This is a genomic window from Bradyrhizobium cenepequi, assembly GCF_020329485.1.
GTDB lineage: Bacteria > Pseudomonadota > Alphaproteobacteria > Rhizobiales > Xanthobacteraceae > Bradyrhizobium > Bradyrhizobium cenepequi.
This window is the reverse complement of sequence record NZ_JAGKJI010000002.1, coordinates 450,086-471,589: the sequence shown is the minus strand read 5'-3', so window position 1 is coordinate 471,589 and position 21,504 is coordinate 450,086. Positions and strand designations below refer to the sequence as shown.

At 65.0% G+C, this 21,504-nt stretch carries 18 protein-coding genes, 1 other RNA gene and 1 pseudogene; 8 read left to right on the top strand and 12 right to left on the bottom strand.

What is annotated here, in order from left to right; all coding sequences use genetic code 11:
- Window positions 1-8: 8 nt before the first annotated feature.
- The 6 genes from J6497_RS05455 to J6497_RS05430 all read right to left on the bottom strand — a co-directional run bounded on the left by J6497_RS05455 (window position 9) and on the right by J6497_RS05430 (window position 5,680).
- A complete protein-coding gene (locus J6497_RS05455; protein WP_225703193.1) occupies window positions 9-803 on the bottom strand; it encodes a thymidylate synthase in 795 nt (264 codons plus the stop codon).
- A 173-nt stretch (window positions 804-976) separates the two neighbouring features.
- Window positions 977-1,960 carry a tripartite tricarboxylate transporter substrate binding protein BugD gene (locus J6497_RS05450; RefSeq protein ID WP_225703192.1) on the bottom strand — a complete coding sequence of 328 codons (984 nt, stop codon included), beginning with the start codon at window positions 1,958-1,960 and terminating at the stop codon, window positions 977-979.
- 204 nt (window positions 1,961-2,164) lie between these two features.
- A complete protein-coding gene (locus tag J6497_RS05445; protein WP_225703191.1) occupies window positions 2,165-3,679 on the bottom strand; it encodes a tripartite tricarboxylate transporter permease in 1,515 nt (504 codons plus the stop codon).
- Between the two features lie 7 nt (window positions 3,680-3,686).
- Window positions 3,687-4,451: a tripartite tricarboxylate transporter TctB family protein gene (locus tag J6497_RS05440; protein WP_225703190.1), complete on the bottom strand. Its 765-nt coding sequence runs from the start codon at window positions 4,449-4,451 to the stop codon at window positions 3,687-3,689.
- Window positions 4,452-4,541: 90 nt separating this feature from the next.
- Entirely contained in the window at window positions 4,542-5,075 is a 534-nt protein-coding gene (locus J6497_RS05435) for a chromate transporter (protein WP_225703189.1), read from the bottom strand.
- A complete protein-coding gene (locus J6497_RS05430) occupies window positions 5,072-5,680 on the bottom strand; it encodes a chromate transporter (RefSeq protein WP_225703188.1) in 609 nt (202 codons plus the stop codon). The genes J6497_RS05435 and J6497_RS05430 overlap by 4 nt, the downstream gene beginning before the upstream one ends.
- 88 nt (window positions 5,681-5,768) lie before the next feature.
- Between J6497_RS05430 and ssrA the strand changes: the two genes are divergently transcribed.
- The 7 genes and pseudogenes from ssrA (at window position 5,769) to J6497_RS42420 (ending at window position 10,774) form a co-directional block, all read left to right on the top strand.
- Window positions 5,769-6,131, top strand: a transfer-messenger RNA (tmRNA) gene (gene ssrA / locus J6497_RS05425).
- A 165-nt stretch (window positions 6,132-6,296) separates the two neighbouring features.
- Window positions 6,297-6,818, top strand: a complete 522-nt coding sequence (locus J6497_RS05420) for an SspB family protein (RefSeq protein ID WP_225703187.1) — start codon at window positions 6,297-6,299, stop codon at window positions 6,816-6,818.
- Window positions 6,819-6,890: 72 nt separating this feature from the next.
- Window positions 6,891-8,309 (top strand): class II fumarate hydratase, encoded by a 1,419-nt coding sequence (gene fumC / locus J6497_RS05415; protein WP_225703186.1) that lies wholly within the window; start codon window positions 6,891-6,893, stop codon window positions 8,307-8,309.
- 324 nt (window positions 8,310-8,633) lie between these two features.
- Entirely contained in the window at window positions 8,634-8,822 is a 189-nt protein-coding gene (locus J6497_RS05410; protein ID WP_225703236.1) for a DUF4169 family protein, read from the top strand.
- Window positions 8,819-9,082, top strand: coding sequence for a ribbon-helix-helix domain-containing protein (locus J6497_RS05405; RefSeq protein ID WP_225703185.1), 264 nt, complete (start codon window positions 8,819-8,821; stop codon window positions 9,080-9,082). Before J6497_RS05410 ends, J6497_RS05405 begins: the two co-directional genes overlap by 4 nt.
- 165 nt (window positions 9,083-9,247) lie before the next feature.
- Window positions 9,248-9,685, top strand: a pseudogene (locus J6497_RS42425) (ATP-binding cassette domain-containing protein); the annotation flags it as partial.
- Between the two features lie 339 nt (window positions 9,686-10,024).
- Complete coding sequence (locus J6497_RS42420; RefSeq protein WP_446479920.1) at window positions 10,025-10,774, top strand: ATP-binding cassette domain-containing protein; 750 nt, start codon at window positions 10,025-10,027, stop codon at window positions 10,772-10,774.
- 133 nt (window positions 10,775-10,907) lie between these two features.
- Here J6497_RS42420 and J6497_RS05395 read toward each other — a convergent pair whose 3' ends face one another.
- Together J6497_RS05395 and J6497_RS05390 are read right to left on the bottom strand one after the other, a co-directional pair.
- Window positions 10,908-14,600: an AsmA family protein gene (locus J6497_RS05395; protein WP_225703183.1), complete on the bottom strand. Its 3,693-nt coding sequence runs from the start codon at window positions 14,598-14,600 to the stop codon at window positions 10,908-10,910.
- 129 nt (window positions 14,601-14,729) lie between these two features.
- Window positions 14,730-15,959, bottom strand: coding sequence for a cytochrome P450 (locus tag J6497_RS05390; RefSeq protein WP_225703182.1), 1,230 nt, complete (start codon window positions 15,957-15,959; stop codon window positions 14,730-14,732).
- A gap of 138 nt (window positions 15,960-16,097) precedes the next feature.
- On the opposite strand from J6497_RS05390, the gene J6497_RS05385 reads away from it, so the two are divergent.
- Window positions 16,098-16,730: a TetR family transcriptional regulator gene (locus tag J6497_RS05385; protein ID WP_225703181.1), complete on the top strand. Its 633-nt coding sequence runs from the start codon at window positions 16,098-16,100 to the stop codon at window positions 16,728-16,730.
- Between the two features lie 74 nt (window positions 16,731-16,804).
- On the opposite strand, the gene J6497_RS05380 is transcribed toward J6497_RS05385, so the two are convergent.
- The 4 genes from J6497_RS05380 to J6497_RS05365 are packed head-to-tail and all read right to left on the bottom strand — an operon-like array spanning window position 16,805 to window position 21,489.
- On the bottom strand, window positions 16,805-18,103 hold the full coding sequence (locus J6497_RS05380; RefSeq protein ID WP_225703180.1) for an MFS transporter: 1,299 nt from the start codon (window positions 18,101-18,103) through the stop codon (window positions 16,805-16,807).
- Window positions 18,103-18,852 carry an ABC transporter ATP-binding protein gene (locus tag J6497_RS05375; protein WP_225703179.1) on the bottom strand — a complete coding sequence of 250 codons (750 nt, stop codon included), beginning with the start codon at window positions 18,850-18,852 and terminating at the stop codon, window positions 18,103-18,105. The genes J6497_RS05380 and J6497_RS05375 overlap by 1 nt, the downstream gene beginning before the upstream one ends.
- Window positions 18,833-20,632, bottom strand: coding sequence for a branched-chain amino acid ABC transporter ATP-binding protein/permease (locus J6497_RS05370; RefSeq protein ID WP_225703178.1), 1,800 nt, complete (start codon window positions 20,630-20,632; stop codon window positions 18,833-18,835). Before J6497_RS05370 ends, J6497_RS05375 begins: the two co-directional genes overlap by 20 nt.
- Window positions 20,632-21,489, bottom strand: coding sequence for a branched-chain amino acid ABC transporter permease (locus tag J6497_RS05365; protein ID WP_225703177.1), 858 nt, complete (start codon window positions 21,487-21,489; stop codon window positions 20,632-20,634). Before J6497_RS05365 ends, J6497_RS05370 begins: the two co-directional genes overlap by 1 nt.
- Between the last annotated feature and the right edge of the window lie 15 nt (window positions 21,490-21,504).

Sequence of the window (21,504 nt, the reverse complement as noted above, 5' to 3'; positions counted from 1 at the left end):
GTGAGCGCTCACACCGCGACTTCGGCCTTGATATGCGGGTGCGGGTCGTAGCCTTCGAGTTTGAAGTCCTCGTAGCGGAAGGCGAAGATGTCCTTCACCTCGGGATTGATCTTCATCACGGGCAGCGGCCGCGTCGGACGCGTGAGCTGCAGCCGCGCCTGCTCGAGATGGTTGGAATAGAGATGCGCGTCGCCGAGCGAATGCACGAAGTCACCGGACTTCAATCCCGTCACCTGCGCCACCATCATGGTGAGCAGCGCATAGGACGCGATGTTGAAGGGCACGCCAAGGAAGACATCGCCGGAGCGCTGATAGAGCTGGCAGGATAGTTTGCCGCCCGCGACATAGAACTGGAACAGGCAGTGGCATGGCGGCAGCGCCATCTTGTCGACGTCGGCCGGATTCCAGGCGCTGACGATCAGGCGGCGCGAATCTGGATTGCGCTTGATCATCGCGATCACGTTGGAGATCTGGTCGATGCTGCGGCCGTCGGGCGCCGGCCAGGAGCGCCATTGCGAGCCGTAGACCGGGCCGAGATCGCCGTTGGCGTCGGCCCATTCGTCCCAGATGGTGACGCCGTTGTCGCGCAGATATTTGATGTTGGTGTCGCCGGCCAGGAACCAGAGCAGCTCATGCACGATCGCCTTCAGCGGCAGCCGCTTGGTCGTCAGCATCGGGAAGCCGGCCGACAGGTTGAAGCGCATCTGGTGGCCGAAGATCGACAGCGTCCCGGTGCCGGTACGGTCATGCTTCTCCGCGCCGTCGGCAAGGATGCGTTCGAGCAGGTCGTGGTACTGGTTCATGGCGTAAGCTTCGGGCCTTTCGGGAAGGGCGAATGTACCGGCCGCGGCCACCGACCGACACGGCGATTCGGCGCCCAGTGCCGATTATACCCGGAAAAATGTCGATCCCGGCCAGAAACGACAAGGGGCGGAACCGGCATTCCACCCCTCGCCTATCGGACTGATTGGATTGATCAACCGGCCGGCTTGAGCACCGGGGTCCACTTCTTGATCTCGTTGCCCACCAGCGTCCCCAGCGCCTCCGGCGTGCGGTCGGCCGGCTGCGGGACGACGCTGCCGAGATCGAGCAGGCGCTTGCGGACGGTCTCGTCGTCTAGCGCCTTGGCGGCTGCCGCGTTCAACTTGGCGATGATCGGCGCCGGCGTGCCCTTGGGCGCGAAGATCGCGTTCCAGGCCTGGGCCTGGAAGGCCGGCAGGCCGGCCTCCGCCGTGGTCGGGACGTTCGGCAGCGACGGGTTCCGCTCGGGGGTCGCAATCGCATAGGCCTTGATGGTGCCGGCATGGATCTGCGGCACGGCATTGACGATCTGGTCGCACATATAGTCGACCTGCCCAGCCACCAGCGCGTTCATCGCCGGGCCCGTGCCGTTGAAGGGCACGCCGACCGGCTCGATGCCGAGGATCGAGTTCAGGAGCTGACAGGAGACGTGCGAGACCGAACCGACGCCGGCATGCGCCGCGTTGACCTTCTCGGCGTTGGCCTTCACGTAAGTGACGAATTCCTTCAGATCCTTCGGCGGAAAGTCCTTGCGCGCCAGGATCAGGATCGGCGTGCCGGCCAGCAGCCCGACCGGCTCAAAGCTCTTCTCCGGGTGATAGGCCAGGTTTGGATAGAGCGGCACCGAAGCGGCGTGCGTCCCCATATGACCCGTGATCAGCGTATAGCCGTCATTGGCGGCGCGCGCGGCGCGTGCGCTAGCCGTGGTGCCGCCGGCGCCCACCACGTTCTCGATGATGATGCTCTGGCCGAGCGTCTGCGCCATGTGCCCTGTAACGATGCGCGCGATGACATCGGTCGGGCCGCCGGCCGCGAACGGCACGATCATGGTGATGCTGCGCGTCGGGTAGTCCTGCGCGCGCGCCGGCGCCACAACAGCCAACAGCAGAGCTGCCAGCACCACACAAGCGCCCGCGAGCGAGCGACCGTACCAGTTCATCGAAATCCCCTGAAAACGTTCCCGTTGAAAGAATGACGGTCAGGAGCATGTCCGCGACGTTTTCTAGAACCGTCGCCATGGTCCAGTTTTCTCCTCGAGCACGATCCTTTCGGATCATGCTCTACCGTCATTTTCCTTTCACAACGAACTTCCGCACGAGTCGATACGACTTCCGCCTGCGACACGCCGCCGCAGGCGACAGCCTCAACTCTCTGACTCCACGAACACTTCGTCGCGCTTAGCGCGCAAGGCCGGCAACACCGCGAGCACCAGAAGTGCGGCGGCGATGGCGAGCAGCACGGCCGACAGCGGGCGGCTGACGAACACGCTCCAGTCGCCGCGCGAGATCAGCAGCGCCCGGCGCAGGTTCTCCTCCATCAACGGCCCGAGCACCATCCCGAGCAGCAGCGGCGCCGGCTCGAAATCGTGCTTGATCAGCCAGTAGCCGACCAGGCCGAACACGCCGGCCATGATGACGTCGACCGGTGCGTTGTTCACGGAGTAGATGCCGATCGCGCAGAAGATCACGATCGAAGGGAACATCAGCCGGTACGGCACGCGCAGCAGCCGCACCCAGATGCCGACCAGCGGCAGGTTGATGATGATCAGCATCAGATTGCCGAGCCACATCGAGGCGATCATGCCCCAGACCAGGTCCGGCTGCTTCTGCATCACCTGCGGCCCCGGCACGATGCCGTGAATGGTCATCGCGCCCACCATCAGCGCCATCACCGCGTTCGGCGGGATGCCGAGTGTGAGCAGTGGAATGAAGGAGGTTTGCGCCGCCGCGTTGTTGGCGGCCTCCGGTGCCGCTACACCCTCGATCGCGCCGCGGCCAAATCGCGACGGATTCTTGGCGAGCTTCTTCTCAAGCGTGTAGGCGGCGAAAGAGGAGATGACCGCGCCGCCGCCCGGCAGGATGCCCAGGATCGACCCCAGCACCGTGCCGCGGCCGATCGCGGGGGCAGAATCGATCAGATCCTTCCTGGTTGGCATCAGACCCGTAATCTTCTGCTGTACCAGATCGCGGTTCAGCTCGGCGCCATGATCGAGATTGCGGATGATTTCCGCAAAACCGAACACACCCATCGCAACGGTCGCGAAGCCGAGGCCGTCGGCAAGCTCGGGGATGTTGAAGGCCATGCGGGAAGCGCCGGTCTCGATGTCTGAGCCGACCATCGAGAGCAACAGTCCGAACACGATCATCGCGATCGCCTTCAGCAACGAGCCCTTGGCGAGCACCACCGCGAAGATCAGGCCAAGCACCATCAGCGAGAAATATTCGGCCGGTCCGAACGCCAGCGCGAGTTTTGTGAGCGGCCCGCCGAGGATGGCGATGAGGACAGTCGCAACGCAGCCAGCGAAGAACGAGCCGATCGCGGCGATCGCCAGCGCAGGACCGGCGCGGCCCTGTTTTGCCATCTGATGGCCGTCAAGGGCGGTGACGACCGAGCCTGCCTCTCCCGGGATATTGACCAGGATCGAGGTGGTGGAGCCGCCATATTGGGCGCCGTAATAGATGCCGGCGAGCATGATCAGTGCGCCGACCGGCGGCAATCCGAACGTGATCGGGAGCAGCATCGCCACCGTGGCGATGGTGCCGATGCCTGGCAACACGCCGACCAGCGTGCCGACAAGGGCGCCGATCAGGCACATCAGGAGATTGATCGGCGAAAGGGCGACGGCAAAACCGTGGGCGAGGTTAGCAAAAAGGTCCATCACGCCCTCACTGGATCAAGAAACGCGGAAACATTGGCATCGGCAGCCCCAGCACATAGGGGAAGAGGAGCGCGCAGCCGAGCGTCAGAGCGGCGCCGACGATGATGGCCTCAACCCATCGCGTCTCATGCGAGCCGAATGCCGCGATCATGAAGCTTGCGAAGGCTGACACCACCAAGCCGAGCGGACGGATCGCCAATGCAAAGAAGATGATCGCGGCGCAAACGAACAGCGGGCCGCGCCAGGAATAGTGCCCCAGTTCCGGTCCGTCGGCGAAAAGCCCCATCCCGGCAATGCCGGCGCCAAGCGCGAGCATCAGCACGCCGAACATCCGCGGCGCGGTGCCGGCGCCGAAGGAGAAGCCGCGCATGCCCTGCAGATCGCTCGAGGCCCATAGCGCCAGCAGCGCGAGCGCCAGCAGCACGATGCCGCCGATATAGTCCTGCGGCGCCCGGATCTTGACGAACAGCGTGACGATCGCAACCGCAAACAGCGGATAGGAATAGATCAGCGCCAACAGCACATCCGAGGAGAAGCCCTTCTTGGCGTCGGCGGCGACCGATCCGAACACCGCGTTGGGGGCGGCGGACAATAGCGCCGCGCCATGAGCGAGCAGCACCTGCGCCGGACCGCGGCCCGTACCCAATCCAATGATCGTGCCGAGCGACCACACCAGCTCGAAAAGCTGCGGCGCCAGTGCCAGCACGAGAATGCCGAGGGCGGCCTTCGTGTTACGTGTGCTTGATGCCGTTTGGCCCATCGTTTCGGCCATGCATGTCTCCTCCGTGCCCGCACCGCGGGCCCTGTTATTCTATCGGCTGGAATTGCAACCCCTGCCCCGGCCTTTGCCTAGCGATTTTCGTCAGATAACGCCAGCAAAACCGAGGACACCCCCGGCCAACAGCAGCCAGAAAGGATTGAGCCGCGTCGCAAAGGCAACAATCGCCGTTATCACGGTCGTAAGAACGGCAATCCAACTTTGGTCGGAGGTCCGGGCCAAAATCAACCCGCTCGCGGCCATCAGCCCGATCGAAAGCGGAACCAGTGCCGCCTGGATGATCGCCGGCCAGCGCGAATGGCGCGCCCGCGTGAGCAGGCGGCTCACATTATAGGCAAGCAGCGCCGTCGGCCCGCACATCGCAAGCGTCGCCGCCAGCGCTCCGGCGATGCCGGCGACGGAGTAGCCGATCAGGGTCACGATCAGCACATTCGGCCCGGGCGACAATTGCGAGATCGCGAAGACATCGGCGAACTCCTTGTCGGTCATCCAGTGCCGGACCTCGACCGCGATCCGATGCATTTCGGGAATGGCCGCATTCGCGCCGCCGACGGCAAACAGCGACATCAGGCCGAATGTCCAAAGCAGCGTCCAGATCGGGTTAAGATCCTCGTTCATGCCCGCACCCGTTGGCGGATCAGCAGCGTGACGGCCAGACTTGCAGGAACGGCGACCAGCAGCACCTCCGCCAGGGGCAGCCGCAATAGTCCGATGGCGACGAAGACCGCCACAAGCATGGCGAGACCGGCGAGATCGCGCCGCTTGACCAGCGGCATCGTCATCTTGAGCATCACGGACAGCAACAGGCCGACGGCGGCGCAGGACACGCCGGCGAGCGTCCGCCGCAGCGCTTCGATCTCGCCGTAATGCTTGTAGAGCGCCGCCAGCACGATTGCGATCAGCATCGGCGGGCCGACCAGTCCGGCAAAGGCCGCGATCCCACCGGCGAGGCCCCGGAAGCGCGAGCCGAACACGAACGACAGATTGACGATGTTCGGCCCCGGCAGGAAATGGCACAGCGCGAAGGTCTCGTTGAACTCGTCCGCTGTCATCCAGCGGTGCTGTTCGACGATGCCCCGGCGCGCCCAGACCAGGACGCCGCCGAAGCCGGCCAGCGACATTTTTGCAAAGGCCACGAACAGTTCCCCCAGGCCAGGCTGGATGCGCGGGTGTGAGGCGGGAAGGTCCGGCGCGGGAGCGGCGGGCGGAGAATCGGAGGACATGGCAAGACCCTAAAATGCCGCCCCCTGCCGGCCAAGGCGATAAACCGAAGCCGTTCCATGCGCAAAACGCCGGGATAGGACCGCCAAGGGCCTGTTTTTCCGTCGCTTTGCACCCTATATTGGGCGTGCCGGCTTGCCGGCTATGGAAATAAATGACCGTCGAAATAAACCATTCGGACCCGGGGGCGGTACCCGGCGCCTCCACCAGAGCCCATGCGGAACCAGGCCCGTGGGTTCCGGCGGGGGCGAAATAGGATCGACGAGGGCGTAAAGGGCGTGTTTTTTCCCGGTATGGTTCCGCCGACATCGGGCCAATGCAATAGTTGCCAACGACAACTATGCTCCGGTTGCTCAGGCTGCGTAACGCAGTTTGAAAGACCACTTTAAAGCCCTAGCGGGTTAAGCTCCGCTAGGCGGGGTTCGGAGGCACCTGGCAACAGAAGCCTCCACTTCACATTTCCATTTTAAGGTGCGTGCACCCGAAACGGGCGTTTGCGCCGCAAATTCGATCCCGAAGGCCTGCTGACCTTGGCTTATGGCCGCGATACCATATAGCTAAAGGCGAGTCGGGCGACCGGCATCCCAGCCGGCCATTTTTGAACACGACAGGACCATCATGGCGACCGATCACATCCGATATGACGTGCTGGCGCGCGACGCGCTGCGCGGGGTGGTGCGCCACGTGCTCGCGGACGCCGCGGAGCACGGACTTCCCGGCGAGCATCATTTCTACATCACCTTCATCTCCAACGCCGACGGCGTGAAAATCTCGCCGCGACTGCTTGCGCAATATCCGGAGGAGATGACGATCATCCTGCAGCACCAGTTCTGGGACCTGGTGGTGACAGATGAACGGTTCGAGGTCGGGCTTTCCTTCGGTGGCATTCCGGAGCGGCTCGTCGTTCCCTTCGCTGCCGTCAAGAGCTTCCTCGATCCGTCCGTGAAGTTCGGCCTGCATTTCGAACCCTCCGAGGAAGACGTCGCGCCCGAGAAGCCTGCGCCCAATCTGCCTGCGGCTTCGCCTGCGCCACCGCCGCCTGCTCCGGCAGCCGAGGCTGCCGCGGACGAGCAGGAAGAGTCGGAAAAGCCGAGCGAAGGCGCCGAGGTGGTTCGGCTCGACCGCTTCCGCAAGAAATAATCTAAGCCCGCATCCATCTTCGACGCTGTAGAATGAACGTGGCGCGGCTTCACGGCGCAACGGACATTGGCAATGGCTCGATCAACATCCTCACAAAAAAACAAAACCACCCGCGTCGAAACCGACAGCTTCGGTCCGATCGACGTCGCCGCCGACCGCTATTGGGGCGCGCAGACTGAACGTTCCCGGCAGAACTTCCGCATCGGCCGCGATCGCATGCCGATCGAGATCGTGCATGCGCTCGGCATCGTGAAACTGGCGGCAGCGCTCGCCAACCGCGAGCTCAGCCTGATCGATGCGCGCCGCGCCAACGCGATCACGCGCGCCGCGAAAGAAGTGATCGAGGGCAAGCTCGACGATCATTTCCCACTGGTGGTTTGGCAGACCGGCTCAGGCACGCAGACCAACATGAACCTCAACGAGGTGATCGCCAACCGCGCCAACGAACTGCTCGGCTTCGAACTGGGCGCCAAGAAACCGGTTCATCCCAACGACCACGTCAACATGAGCCAGTCGTCGAACGACTCGTTTCCGACGGCGATGCACATCGCGGCCGCGCAGGGCATTTCTGGCAAGCTGATCCCTACGCTGAGCGAATTGCATCGCGAGTTGCGCCGGAAAGAAAAGGCGTTCGCCAAGATCGTCAAGATCGGCCGCACCCACACCCAGGACGCGACGCCGCTGACGCTGGGTCAGGAGTTCTCCGGCTATGCCGCGCAGGTCGAGAGCGGGATCGCGCGGTTGCGCACAGCGGCGAAGGACCTGCTGCCGCTCGCGCAAGGCGGCACCGCCGTCGGCACCGGCCTCAACTCCAAGCCACGCTTTGCGAGACTGTTCGCCAGGCACGTCGCCAAGCTCACCAAGCTGCCGTTCACCAGCGCGCCGAACAAGTTCGAAGCGCTCGCGTCCAACGACGCTTATGTCCTCGTGCACGGCGCGATCAATTCGGTGGCGACCGGGCTGTTCAAGATCGCCAACGACATCCGCTTCCTCGGCTCAGGCCCGCGCTCAGGCCTCGGCGAACTGATCCTGCCGGAAAACGAGCCGGGCTCATCGATCATGCCGGGCAAGGTGAACCCGACGCAATGCGAAGCAATGACGATGGTGTGCACCTACGTCTTCGGTAACGAAACCGCCGTTACCATCGCGGGCAGCCAGGGACATTTCGAGCTGAACGTCTACAAGCCGGTGTTGGCATACTGCATGATGAGTTCCATTCAGCTGCTGTCGGATGTCATCCGCTCTTTCACCGAGCATTGCGTGGTCGGAATCCGTGCCGATGAGAAGCGCATCGGCGAGTTGATGCAGAGATCGCTGATGCTCGTCACAGCACTTGCGCCGAAGATCGGATACGACAACGCTGCGAAAGTCGCCAAAGCGGCACATGCGCGTGGCACCACGCTCAAGGAAGAGGCGCTGCGGCTCGGCTATGTATCCGAACGTGAATTCGACTCCCTGGTACAGCCGGACAAAATGACACGTCCGGGCTAAGCCAAACCGCGTTGCATGTTTTTCCCGGGAAAAATCGGTGATGGGCTGCATTGAGGCGCTACGAATTGGCGCGGCCCCCTCGCATGATATAATTATGGATCATAACGCCTAAAGAATGAGATTGATTGCGACGGGCGTTGCGTTGACGCATGGGACAGCAGCGAAATATATGGGTTTTCGCGGGGCGAAGCTGACCTTTTGATGCTATCAACAGGCGCTATATAGGGATTTCGGATGGGCATCTGCTCTGCTTGCGCGCGATTTGGCTGCGCCTATTTCGCCAACAAGCATTGCACGTTCGGATCGCTGGATGATGGGGTGGGCATGGGGCACATGATCAATTTGAACCGAGTAAGAAAACAAGAGCAGCGCAAGGAAGCTGCGAGGCAGGCTGAAACCAACCGCGCGCGATTTGGTCGCACCAAGTCCGAACGGAAAGCGGAGGAGCTTCGCAAAGCGCGCGAAAAGAACCTGTTGGATCAGCATCGCATCGACGGCGGAGACGCGTCATGAAATCGCCCGTCGTCAAACGTTCGATCGTGGTCGCCGGCCACAAGACCAGCGTCAGCCTGGAAGAAGCGTTCTGGAATGGCATGAAGGAAATCTCCGGCCTCCGGAACATGACGCTGTCGGAACTGGTCGGCGAGATCGACAGCAATCGCCAGCAGGGTAACCTGTCGTCCGCGATCCGGCTTTTCGTGCTGGAATATTTCCGTTCGCGGGCTATCGCCGCGACAACGGCCCAGGCAGCGGACAACAGGCCGCAAGCCTGATCCGTTTGAGATAGCCGGTGCTCTGGCACCGGCTTCGCCGACAAATCTGAGTGGAGAGCGAAATGGATATCGCCAAGCAAACCGCGCCGCGAATCTTGTCCATTTCGGAAGCTCTCCATGCCTGCCTTTGTCGTCCTGGATTCCATCTCGCTTCACACGCCCGACGGCCGCCCGCTGTTCGATGACCTGACGCTTGCGATCGGACGCGAGTGCACCGGCGTCGTCGGGCGCAACGGCTGCGGCAAATCGACACTGCTGCGCCTGATCGCGGGCGAGGTCGAACCGTCAGCGGGATCGATTCACCGTGCCGGATCGATCGGCCTGCTCGCGCAGACTGCTGACGAACGGGCGACGGTGGCCGAAGCCGTCGGCGTCGATGGCGGGCTCGCGCGCCTGCGCCGGCTCGAGCGCGGCGACGGCACGCTCGAGGACGCCGCTGCGGCCGACTGGACGCTGGAAGCACGATTGCAGACCGCGCTGATGGAAGCGGGCCTGCCCGCGCTCTCGCTCGATCGCGCGGTGGCGTCGCTCAGCGGCGGCGAGCGGACGCGCGTCGCACTGGCACGCCTCCTGATCGAAGCCCCTGACGTGCTGCTGCTCGATGAGCCCACCAACGATCTCGACACCGACGGCCGCGAGGCCGTGACGCAATTGCTCGGGCGATGGCGAGGCGGCATCGTGGTCGCGAGCCACGACCGTACGCTGCTCGCGCACGTCGACCGCATCGTCGAATTGACGCCGGTCGGCGTCACGATTTTCGGCGGCGCGTGGCCGGTTTTCGCCGAGCAGCGCGACGCGGCGCGCTCGCGCGCGGAGACCGAGCTGGAGCGGGCCGCCGATGCGCTGCGCAGCGCCGAGCGCGCTGCTCAGAAGGCGCGCGAGAGGAAGTCGCGCCGCGACAAGGCCGGCCGCGCCTGGCGCGCGAAGGGCATCGAGGACAAGATGTTCATGGACCGCGAGAAGGAGCGCGCCGAGGCCAGTGCCGGCCGCGAAGGCCATCTCGCCGAGCGCCTGATCGGCGACCGTGCGGATGCATTTGAGGAGGCGCGCGCGCGTGTGGAGATCATAACGCCGCTGTCGATCGAGCTGCCGAAGACCGCCCTCCCCGCCAGCCGCGAGCTCATCACTTTCAACGGGGTAGCGATGGCCGTTGCCAGCCGCCCTTTGTTCGGCCCGCTGTCGTTCGAGCTGCGCGGCCCTGCGCGCGTTGCGATCGGCGGCGCCAACGGCGCGGGCAAGAGCACGCTGCTCCGCCTGATCACCGGGAAGGCGCAGCCGACTGGCGGCACGATCCATCGCCACACCGACCGGATCGCGATGCTCGACCAGCATGTCGGCCTGCTCGATCCCGGTACCAGCATTTTGGACAATCTGCGCCGGCTCAATCCGGAATTGTCAACCAATGAAGCGCATGCCGCGCTGGCGCGATTTGCCTTCCGCAACAGGGTCGCGTTGCAGATCGTAGATACGCTGAGCGGCGGCGAGCGGCTGCGCGCAGGATTGGCTTGCGTGTTCGCGCGGCCGGAGCCGCCGCTGCTGTTGCTGATGGACGAGCCCACCAACCATCTCGACCTCACCGCGATCGAAGAACTGGAAAGCGCGCTGCGCGACTTCGACGGCGCACTGGTCGTCGTCAGCCATGACGCAGCGTTCCTTCGGGCGATCGGGATCGAACGGGAGATCGCGTTTTAGAGCAATCGCCGATCAGGTTGAAAGGTAGCCGCGGTGAAGCTGCGCTCCCTCTCCCGCCTGCTTGCGGGAGAGGATTGGGATGAGGCTCTCTCCCCACAATCGAACAGCATGAATCGCGAAGATAACCCCCACCCTAATTCTGCACTGCCGGACGCTGTGGCGGATTGGCGACTTGCGGCGTCAGTGCGAGCGGCGGACGGGGCTTTGGTTTCGCTGCACCCGGCGGCGGCTTGACGTCGATCGGCGGGGGCAATGGGGCGAGCTGCGGCTGGCTTGCGACCGACGCTGGCGGGTTGGCGGATGGCGTACTGGCCGGCGGCTGAACCTGCGGCGGACGCGGCACGCTCGCTTTCGGCTTTTGCGCTCCCTTGCGCGGATCGCGCCCCGGGATCGGCACATCCGCAGATGGCGGCGGGATCGTCGCGCTCGCATCGGGCGCTTCGGAGGACTCCTGCGGCGGGATCAGCGGCGGCGTCGGCTGGAACGTTGGAGGCGGCTCGCCGCGCTCAATCGCATCCAATCGCCTGGTCTCACGATCGATCGCGCGGACCGCGAGCCAGGACGACAGCGCCGCGACGTCGACGCTGCGGGTGAGCCCATCCGGCGTGCCCACCGCGAACAGCTGGATTTCCGGTCGGCTCGCCGCGGTGATCGCGGTCGGCACCAGTGCGGCGCGGATGTCGGCCTGATCGGCCGGAATGTCGTAGCCGCCGGAGATGGTGGCGTTGGCGCCATTGGCCACGAGCGTGCTGGCGCCGACACGGATCCGCCCGTCGCGGACATTGAACGGGATCTGGGCTGAAGCAACCGAGAGCGCACCGCCTGCGAGCGCCGGCTCGACAATCTGCTTCAGCCGCGCGTCATCAGAGACCTGCCCATTCTCACTGGCGCGGATCGCAATGTCGAAGGCCCGTGGATCGAGGCCGGCGACGCGCGCGCCTTCAAGCGTGACCGTGCCGCTGCCGGACAGTGCGCCCGTCAGCGCCGCAGCACTGCGGCCCTGGCTCATCAAGGTCGTCTGCAACGAGGTGCGTCCCTTCGGCATGCCGAGATTTCGGTAGCGCAGCGCCGAGCCGTCGACGCCGCTAAGCTGCACGCTCGCATTCACGGTGATGCCGTTCGCGCCTGGCCTCGCATCGATGGCGGCGCTGAGATCGCCGCCGCCGATCTTGCCCTTGATGGCGTCAAAGGTGAGCGCCTGGCCATCACTTTTGATCGCGCCGCTCACCGGCTGTAATTCGATGCCGCCTGGCAACGCGCCGCGCAACGCCTGGAAGACGATATTGCCGCGCCACCCCTTGAGCACGCCGCCACCTAACGGCTCGGCCGGATCGTGCCCGCCGGCGCCGATTGCAAATGCAAACGCCGGTGCGAGCGTGACCTGGTCGAGCCCGATCTCGCCCTCGACGTTCTTCTCGTCTCCCATGGCGAGCGCAACCCGGCCACGCAGCCGCGAGCCGCCGATGATGCTGTCGATGTCGTCGAACGAGAGCTTGTTGCCGGCAAGCGAGACGCGCGACGACAGGCGGACGTCGTTCACCGGCGTGTCCGACGGCTTCAGATCGAGCAGCGGGCTGATGTCGGCGCTCCTGACACGCAGATTGATGCTGGCTTTCTTCGCTTCGTCCCATGGCTCGGCCGAGCCTTCGGCGTCGGCATCAAGGCCCGCGCCCCAGATCCTCGCCTTCAGCCGCAACGGCGCGCGCCAGGCGCCGTTGACCGAGCCTTCGAATTGCGCGGGGCCGTCGCCGACCGTGACGACGCGATCAAGGCCGAGCAGCGCGAGCATTGCACGCCCATGCGCGGCCGAAAATCTGGCATCGACGCCGAGATCACTGCGGCTGAGGGCATCGAGATCGGTGCTGCGGATCGCGGCGACCTGCGGCTTCGCCGTCACCGTGGCGGAGCCCTTGAGCTGCGGCGCATCGAGATCCAACGCGGCGCGAAGGCTGCCGCGATCAGCCTGCCCCTTGTCGAGATCGAGCGCGAGCTTCAGCCGTGCCGGACCGGGGATCGCAGCCAGCGTATTGAGGCGCGAGGCGGCCGATGGCGCGAACGATGAGACCAGGCCAGTCAACTGGCCGAGCGAGGCCGCGTTCGCGTTGAGTGCGAGCTTTCCGGTGGCGTTGACGCGATCGAAATTGCCGATCCCTTCGATTGTCACGCTATTGGGCTGACCGATCGTCAGCCGCTCAAGCGAGACCATCTTCGGTCCATAGCCGAGCTTGGCCTGCAGCGGACGCAGCTCCTGCCCGGCCGAAATCGCGCGCCCGATATCAAGCGAGAGCTGTGCCTCCTCCGGCCACTCCGCCTGCGGTCCCGCCAGCGAACGTATGACGGCAGTGGCCGCATCGAGATCCAGCCGATCGGCCTTCACGTTGGCCTCGACCTTCGCGCCGCTATTATCGCCGGGATACGACACCGCGACTCGTCCGGCGATCGCGCCGCCATCGATCTCGGCCTTCATGGCATCGACGGCAAAACCGCTTGCGGTGATCGTGGCGTCGCCGCGCAGCTTGAGCGGTTTCTGGTTGCGAGGCGGGAGATCGCGGCGGCCCTGCAACCAGACCATCAGCGCGTCGGGATCGGACGATTCGACGTTGAGCGCCGCCTTGAAGCTGTCGGACTGGGCGCTTTGCGGGCCAGCGCCGCTGAGCGAGACGCGCGTGGCACCCGGCGCGCGGAAATCCAGCCGCCGCACCGTCCAGCCCTTGTCGTCACCGCGAAGCTCGGCCGCGATATCCTGCAGCGGCCGTCCCCCGAGCATGATCTGCTCGGATGAGAATTCGATCTGGGAGGGCATCGCGACGTGCGGAACGCCTGACAGCAGCGCGCGCAGCGTCGGCAGAGCGCGCCCCGGCTCAGCATTGCTGTCCTTGGCGGCAAAGCGGTCGACATCGAGTTGTCGCGCAGTAAACGACGCGCGCAGCAGCGGCGAAGCGCCGAAGCTGATGTCGCCAACGCCGGCGAGCTTCAGCGCGCGCTCCTCGTTGCCATAGCTGATCTCGATCTGGTCGAGCCGCGCCGCCGAATGATCCGCCTTGACCCTGGCGCCAATGCGCCAGGGCGTTGGCGCGGCGTCATCGGTCTTTGACTCGGGCGGCGTGGCCAACGCGACCACGCCCTCGAAGCGCGGCGCGCGGGCTTCGAACGAGAGTACGCCTTCGAGATCGGCCGACAGCGGTCGCTCGCCGGGATCGATGTTGAGATGGACGCGGGTGCCATTGCCATCGGCGCTCTGGCCGGAAGAAAGACGGAACGGATAGCGGAAGCCATCGAACGTGAAATTGCCGTCGCCGCGGATCGCGCCGGCAAGCGAGCGGACATCGCCGCTAAAGGCGATGTCGCGCAGTTCCAGCGTGCTATGGCTCGCCGTGTCATGCAGGGCGATGCGACCAGTGAGGTTCAGGCGATCGATCGCCAGCGAGGCGAAGTCGAACGTACCCTGCGAGGCCGGCCAGTCGATCCGTCCCTTCTGGTCCAGACCGAGGTCGATCGACATGCCATTGACGGTGAGTTCGGTGGCGCGCCACTCGCCGCGCATCAGCGAACCCAGGCTGAACTCAACGTCGAGCTTGTCGGCCCGGATCTTGCCGCGATCGTTGCCGCCGCCGCCGACGACAGCCGCACGCAGCCGCAGCTGCGGCGCCGGCAGCAGTCGCGCGTCAAGCTCGCCGCCGATGCGCACGGGCGCGCCGATGATTCGCGTCGCCTCGGCCTCAAACTGCGGACGGAACTGGTTCCAGTCGATGAAGTACGGTCCGACCAGCGCGGCGATCAGCGCAAGGATGAACGCGATTGCCAGGCCGAGCAGCGTCGTCTGCACGGTGTCTCCCTTTGAGCCCCGCCCCGACATCTCGCCAAATGCAGCGCCGGAGCAGCCCAATATATAGAGACAAGTATGGCGAAGTCACAGCGGTATCGCGCTGCCCCCAACACGTAGACGGTACGAAGGTTACCAACTCGCCGGCAGGCGCCTCAGACCCCGCAGCACGAAGGTCGGCCGCCACTCCGGATTTTCCGCGTCATCCAGCCGCAGGTCCGGCAGACGGCGGAGCAGTGTCGAGATTGCGATCTCGGCCTCGATCCGCGCCAATTGGGCGCCGAGACAGAAATGGATGCCGCCGCCGAAGGACAGCGGTTTCACATTGGGACGGGTGACATCCAGCCGCTCCGGATGATCGGGATAGACGGCCGGATCATGGTTGGCCGAGCCGAGCAGGCACAGCACGGCCTCGCCCTTAGGTATGCGCTTGCCGCAGAGATCGATGTCCTCCAGGGCCGCGCGCCCGGTCATTTGGACGGAGGAATCATAACGCAGGAATTCCTCGATGGCGTTGGTGATCAGGGTGGGATTTGCCTTCAGCAGCGCGAGCTGGTCGGGGTTGCGGTGGAGCGCCAACAGGCCGTTGCCGATCAGGTTGACCGTCGTCTCGTGACCGGCCCCGAACAGAAGGATGATGTTGGCGGTCAGCTCCTCGTTGCTGAGCTTATGGCCGTCCTCCTCTGCCTGCACGAGCTGCGTCGTCAGGTCATCGCCGGGTTGCCTCCGCCGCAGCTCGAACAGCTGCTGGAAGTACATCTCCGACATCCTGGTTCTGGCGTTGCTCTGGTTGATCTCCTCCGGCGATAGCGGCACCGGTTCGAGGATACGGCCGCTCTCGCGCGAGCCGGTATGAAAGGTCTCGCGATGTTCCTCGGGGATCCCGAGCATGTCGCAGATCACCGTCACCGGCAGACGGAACGCAAAGTCCTCGATCAGATCCATCTTCCCCTGAGGGATGATGCGGTCGAGCGTCTCGTCAACGATCTCTTGAATCCGCGGCCGCATATCCTCGATCCGCCGCGCCGTGAACGCCTTCACCACCAGGCCTCGCAGACGGGTGTGGTCGGGTGGATCCTGCTGCAGCATCATTTGGCTCATGCTGCGGAAGATCGGGTCCTCCATGCTATTGGGCCCGTATCGGCGGACGGTGCGGCCGGCATAGTCCTTGCCGAAACGTTTGTCGCGCAGCACGAGGCTCGCCTCCGCGTGACGGCTCGCGACGAAAGCGCCGAACGGCGTGACATGCAAAGGATCATCGGTGCGCAGTCGCTCATAATATGGATAGGGGTTGCGGATGAATTCGGGCGCCAGGGGATTGAACAGCGGATCGTTGTTCGACGGCCGAACTTGCTCGTTCATGGTGACCTCAATCGGTTGCCGTGTTGAGACGAATTCACATTGAACGCTACCGGTCGCCGCTTTGTGCGGGCCGGACGTTTCCACCCTGAAATTCGATACACTCTTGTATCGAGTTGCATTGTGGCCTAAACAGGGCCGGTGTCAAGAGTCCGGACCAGACCGACCAGGGACGACACCTGCGAAAAGCTGTTCGAGGCGGCGGCGCGCGTGTTCGAGGAACAGGGGATCGGCGGCGCCAGCATCGAGGCGATCGCGGCTGCCGCCGGGTTCACGCGCGGCGCGTTCTATTCGAACTTCAACAGCAAGGAAGAACTCATCATCGCAATGCTCGAGGACCATGTCGAGCAATCGATCCGGCGCAACCTCGATCTGCTCGCACAGCATACCAATCTCGCCGATTTCATCGACGCGTTGAAGCACATGGACCGCACCAGGCAGGATCCGCTCGGCCGCTCACCGCTGCTGCACATGGAGATGATCCTGTTCGTCGCACGCGCGGAGAAGCGCCGGCCCGAACTTGCAAAGCGTCTGCGGGCCCGGCGAAAGCTGGTCACCGACATCATCGAGACCGCGCGAAAGAACAGCGGCAGGAGCGGCAAGCTGGACTCAGCATGGACCGCCGCGATCGTGCTGGCACTCGAGGACGGCTTTCGCCTGCACCGCCTGATCGATCCGGAGACCACGCCGGCCGACAGCTTCCTGCGCGCGATCGGCGACCTGCAGCGCACGATCGGCAGCGCCGACCGTGCTGTAGCCCGGGTGGAGCGCTAAAGCAGTCGACGATCAGGTTGAAACGCAGGCCTGGCGAAGCTGCGCTCCCGCTCCCGCAAGCGGGAGAGGTGAAGCTACCCGCCGGCACTCGCCCGCAATTGCGGCAAACGCCCCGCCACCGCGCGGACTTTTCCGGGCGAGGCCTGCCAGATCGCGAAGGCAGACAAGGCGCTCACGGCAATACTGATCGCAAAGGCCACCGTGTAGCTGCCTGTGAAGTCATATAACAGCCCAGTCGCCCAGGGGCCCGCGGCACCACCCCCGAGCGCGGCCAGCATGATGGTGCCGAAGATGCTGCCGTAATGCCTGCCCTGGAAGATCTCGACCACGACCGGCCCCATCACCGAGGTCAGGCCGTAGCCGAGCGCGCCCTGCGTGAACACCATCATATAGACCAGCGGCAACAGTGGCGCATATTTCAGCGCCATCAGGCACGCAAAACAGATCGCAAAGCCCGCGCAACTGATCGCCCACACCGCTTCGCGTCCGATCCGGTCGGAGAGATGGCCGAGCCAGATCTGGCCGGGAATGCCGAGCAGGCTGACGACGCCGAGCGACCACACCGCGACATTCGGGCTGAAGCCGATGTCGAGCAGAAACTTGGTCTGGTGCACCTGCACGGCGTACCAGATGTAGAGACCGCAGAAATAGCCGAGCGCGATCCACCAGAATCGCGCGGTGCGGAGCGCGAGCGGCAGCGTCCAGTCGGTGCCGGCCCAGACGGGATCGACGATGTTCGACACCGGCTTTGCCGAGGCGGCGGTCGGCGCGGCATCGCCGTCCGGCAGCAGGCCGATATCTTCGGGGCGTTTTCGCAACAACAGATTGATCGGCGCGAGCACAACCAGCACCAGGATCCCGATCGCGGTGCAGGCGGTGCGCCAGCCGGTCTGCTCGATCATGTGCTGCACCCACGGCAGCAAGGTCACCGAGCCGATGCCGACGCCGGCGAAGGCAATGCCGATCGCGAGACCGCGACGACGGATGAACCAGTTCGGCAAGAAAAACGATTGACCGGAATAGCCGAGGCAGACACTGCCCGCGCCAACGAGCACGCCGATGCTGAGATAGAGATGCCAGGGCTGCGTCGTCAGCGGCGCCAGCAGGAATCCTGCGCCCATCAGCACGACGCCGAGTTCCATCACCGCGCGCGGGCCGGAGCGGTCCATCAGGCGGCCGATCAGCGGACTGGCGACGCCTGAGGCCACGAAGCCGAATGAAAACGCGCCCGCGGTCACCCCGCGGTCCCAGCCGAACTCACTGAGGATCGGCGGATAGAATAGCGAAAACGCGGTGCGCGCATTGACGCCGATCGCCATGGTGACGAAGGTCACCGCGATGATGATCCATCCGTAGAAGAAGGGAAGCCGCATCAAGGCGTCACCAGCGCGTGGCTCTCATGGCCGAAATAGGCGCGCTCCAGCCGCTGCGCCAGATTGCTTTCCTCGGTCGAGGCTTCCAGCACGATATTCCCCTGCACCAGGGCGTAGACGCGGTCAGCCGTGGCCAGCGCCTTCTCCAGCAATTGCTCGACCAGCAATACGGCGGTGCCTTGCGCGCGCAAGCGGCCGATGACGTTGAGGACGCGATCGACGAGCACCGGCGACAGGCCCGCCGACGGCTCATCGAGCATGAGCAGCCGCGGGCGACGCACGAGGCCTTGCGCGACGGTGAGCATCTGCTGCTGCCCACCCGACAGCGCGCCGCCGCGCTCGTGACGCTTTTCGGCGATTTCAGGAAAATACGCCAGCGCTTCCTCAATGCGCTGCGCGCGCTCGGCGCGCGGCACGTCATAGCCGGCAAGCAAGAGATTGTCGGTGACGGAGATCTGCGTGAACACGCGATGTCCCTCGATGACATGGACGAGGCCGGCCCGCGCGGCATCCCGCGGCGTCGCGTTGGTCATGCCGCGGCCGTCGAAGCGCACCTGTCCCGCAGTCACCGGCAGCAATCCGGATAACGCGCGCAGCATCGTGGTCTTGCCGGCGCCGTTGGGCCCGAGCAGCGCCACCACCTCGCCGGCGGCGACCTGGAAATCGATGCCATGAAGGACGCGGATCTTGCCGTAGCCGGACTCCAGCGCGCGCACGGAGAGCAGAGGTTCAGCCGCCGAGGTACGCACTGACCACCTCCTTGTGAACGCGGATCTCGGCCGGCGTGCCCGCCGCCAGCGTGCGGCCGAGATTGAGCACGGTGACCTGATGGCAGATGTCGAAGATGAGATCGGCGTGGTGCTCCACCAGGAGCACACCGGTGCCGCGGGCGCTGATCGCCTTGATCAGGGAGGCCAGCCGCTCGATCTCGTCATTGGAGAGGCCGGCCGCAGGCTCGTCCAGCAGCAGGACATCGGGATCGAGCATCAGCGCACGCGCGATCTCGATGAAGCGGAGTTCGCTGTGCTGCAGGCGGTCGGCGCGCACATCTGCCAGTTGCTCCAGTCCGACCACGCCGAGCAGCGCCCGCGCCTTCGCAGCGAGCATCCGCTCATCCTGGCGATTGCGCGGCGCCGACAGCATCGCTTCGACGAACGTCGCCCTGCCCTCCACCGCGCCGCCGATCATCACGTTCTGCAGCACCGAGGCCTCGCCGATCACGCGCGGGGTCTGGAAGGTGCGCGCGATGCCGCAAGCGGCGCGCAATGGCGGCTGGCCCGGCGGCAGCACGTCGTCGCCCAGGGTCATCGTGCCGGCCTTGGCCGCGTAATAGCCGGAGATGACGTTGAGCGTCGTGGTCTTGCCACTGCCGTTCGGGCCGATCAGGCCGTGGATTTCGCCGGGCGCCACGTCGAGGTCGAGGCCGTCGATCGCCTTCACATTGCCGAAGCTCAACGCGATGCCGCGCAGCTTCAAGTGCTTGCCGCCACTGCGTCGGCGCACAATGTCGGCGAGAACAGCCGGGCGCGGCACGATGGCGCGGTTGCTGGCAAGCGGACGGCGGTTGCGGAAATCGAGCAGTGCGGCGATGCCGCCGGGCATCACCAGCACGATCACCAGGAGCAGCACGGCGTAGAGGAAAGTCGACCAGGCCGCCAGCGGCGCGGCGATCTCTGGCAGGATGGTCAGGATGATGGTGCCGAGCATCGGCCCCAGGATCGAGCCGCGGCCGCCGATCAGAATGGCGATGAAGAACAAGACCGACAGGTCGAAGGTGAAGGCGTCGGGCGTGATGTAGGTCTGCAGCGTCGCGAACAATCCGCCGGCGATCGCGGCCAGCGCGCCGGCGAACAGGAAGATCGCGATCAGCATCCTTGGCTTGGAGATGCCGGTCGCTTCCGCCGCCACCTCGGCGTCCCGCACCGCGATCAGCGCGCGGCCGAACCGGCTGCGGGCGATGTTGGCGCTCATCCAGGTGGCGACCGCCGCGAAGCCGACGCAGAGTGCGTAAAAGCCCCACGGCGTATCGAACGGCGGTGGGAATTCCGGACCGGCGATCCCGATGCCGCCTCCGGTCACGCTCTGCCAGGCCAGCGCGATCTGCGTCACGATGGTGGCAAAGCCCAGCGTCGACATCGCGAAATAGAAGGTGCGCAGGCGCAGCGCCGGCAATCCGACGATCACGCCAAACAGCGCACCCACACAGCCGGCAACTGGCAGCGCGAGCAACACCGGCACGGCTGGCATGACATTGCCGGCGACCAGCACGCTCGTCGTGTAGGCGCCGAGCGTCAATAGCGCGACATAGCCGATCGCAAGATGGCCGGCGAAGCCGACGACGAGATTGAGGCCGGAAACCAGCACCCAGTAGATCGCCATGCGCGTGCCGATCAGCACCCAGTAATCGTTGCTGACGAACGGCAAGAGTATCGCGAGCGCGAGGATGCCGATGAACGGCGCGATATGCGGCAAGGCGGCGCGCCATGCGCCGCTTTCGCCCTGAGCAGACGTCGCGGTGACAGCCGTCATCACACCCTCCGCGCCGTGGTTCCGCCGAACAGACCTTGCGGCGCCGCCAGCAGGACCACGATGAACAGCGTGAAGACCGCAACCGACGAGAAGATGCCCCCGACCAGGAAGTTCGCGGCCTGCTGGAACAGGCCGAGCGCCAGCCCGCCGACGATCGCGCCGCGGTTGTTACCGAGGCCGCCGAGCGCCACCGGCACGAAGCCGTAGAAGTTCAAGAGCGCGCCATTGGCAAAGAACGCCAGCAGGAGCTGGCCACCGGAGAAACCGGCGATGCCGCCGATCACGCCGGCTAGCGCATAGCTTGCGATCCTCAGATTGCGCTCGGGAAGACCGAGCGCACGTGCTGCGAAATTATCCTCCGCGATCGCAACGAAGGCGCGGCCGACCAGCGTGCGGCGGTAGAGATACTCCAGGCCCACGATCGTCACCGCGCAGGCAACCACCGGCAGCCAGAACTTTTCGTCCCAGACGCCACTGCCGAGCCCGATCACGCGCGGGAACGGCTGCGGCTCGGTACCCCATTTGATCGCCGCCACCTGCTGGATCATCAAGGCCAGTGCCAGCGTCGAGAGCACGTAGAGATGCTGATCGAGGCTCTTCAGGACCGGCCGCACCGCAACGAATTCGGTGATGATGCCGACGATCGCGCACGCCGCCAGCGTCAGGACGAAGCCGACGATGATGGGCAGGCCCAACTTGAGCGTGAACATCGAGCCGAGCACGCCGCCGAGCATGGCAAGCTGGCCTGCGGTGAAGCTCATCACCCGCGAGGTCGAGAACATCGTGTTATAGGTGACGCCGACGAGCGCGTAGATCGCGCCAGCCGCGAGACCGGAAGCGAGGATCGAGGTGAGCATCGGATGCACCCTCTG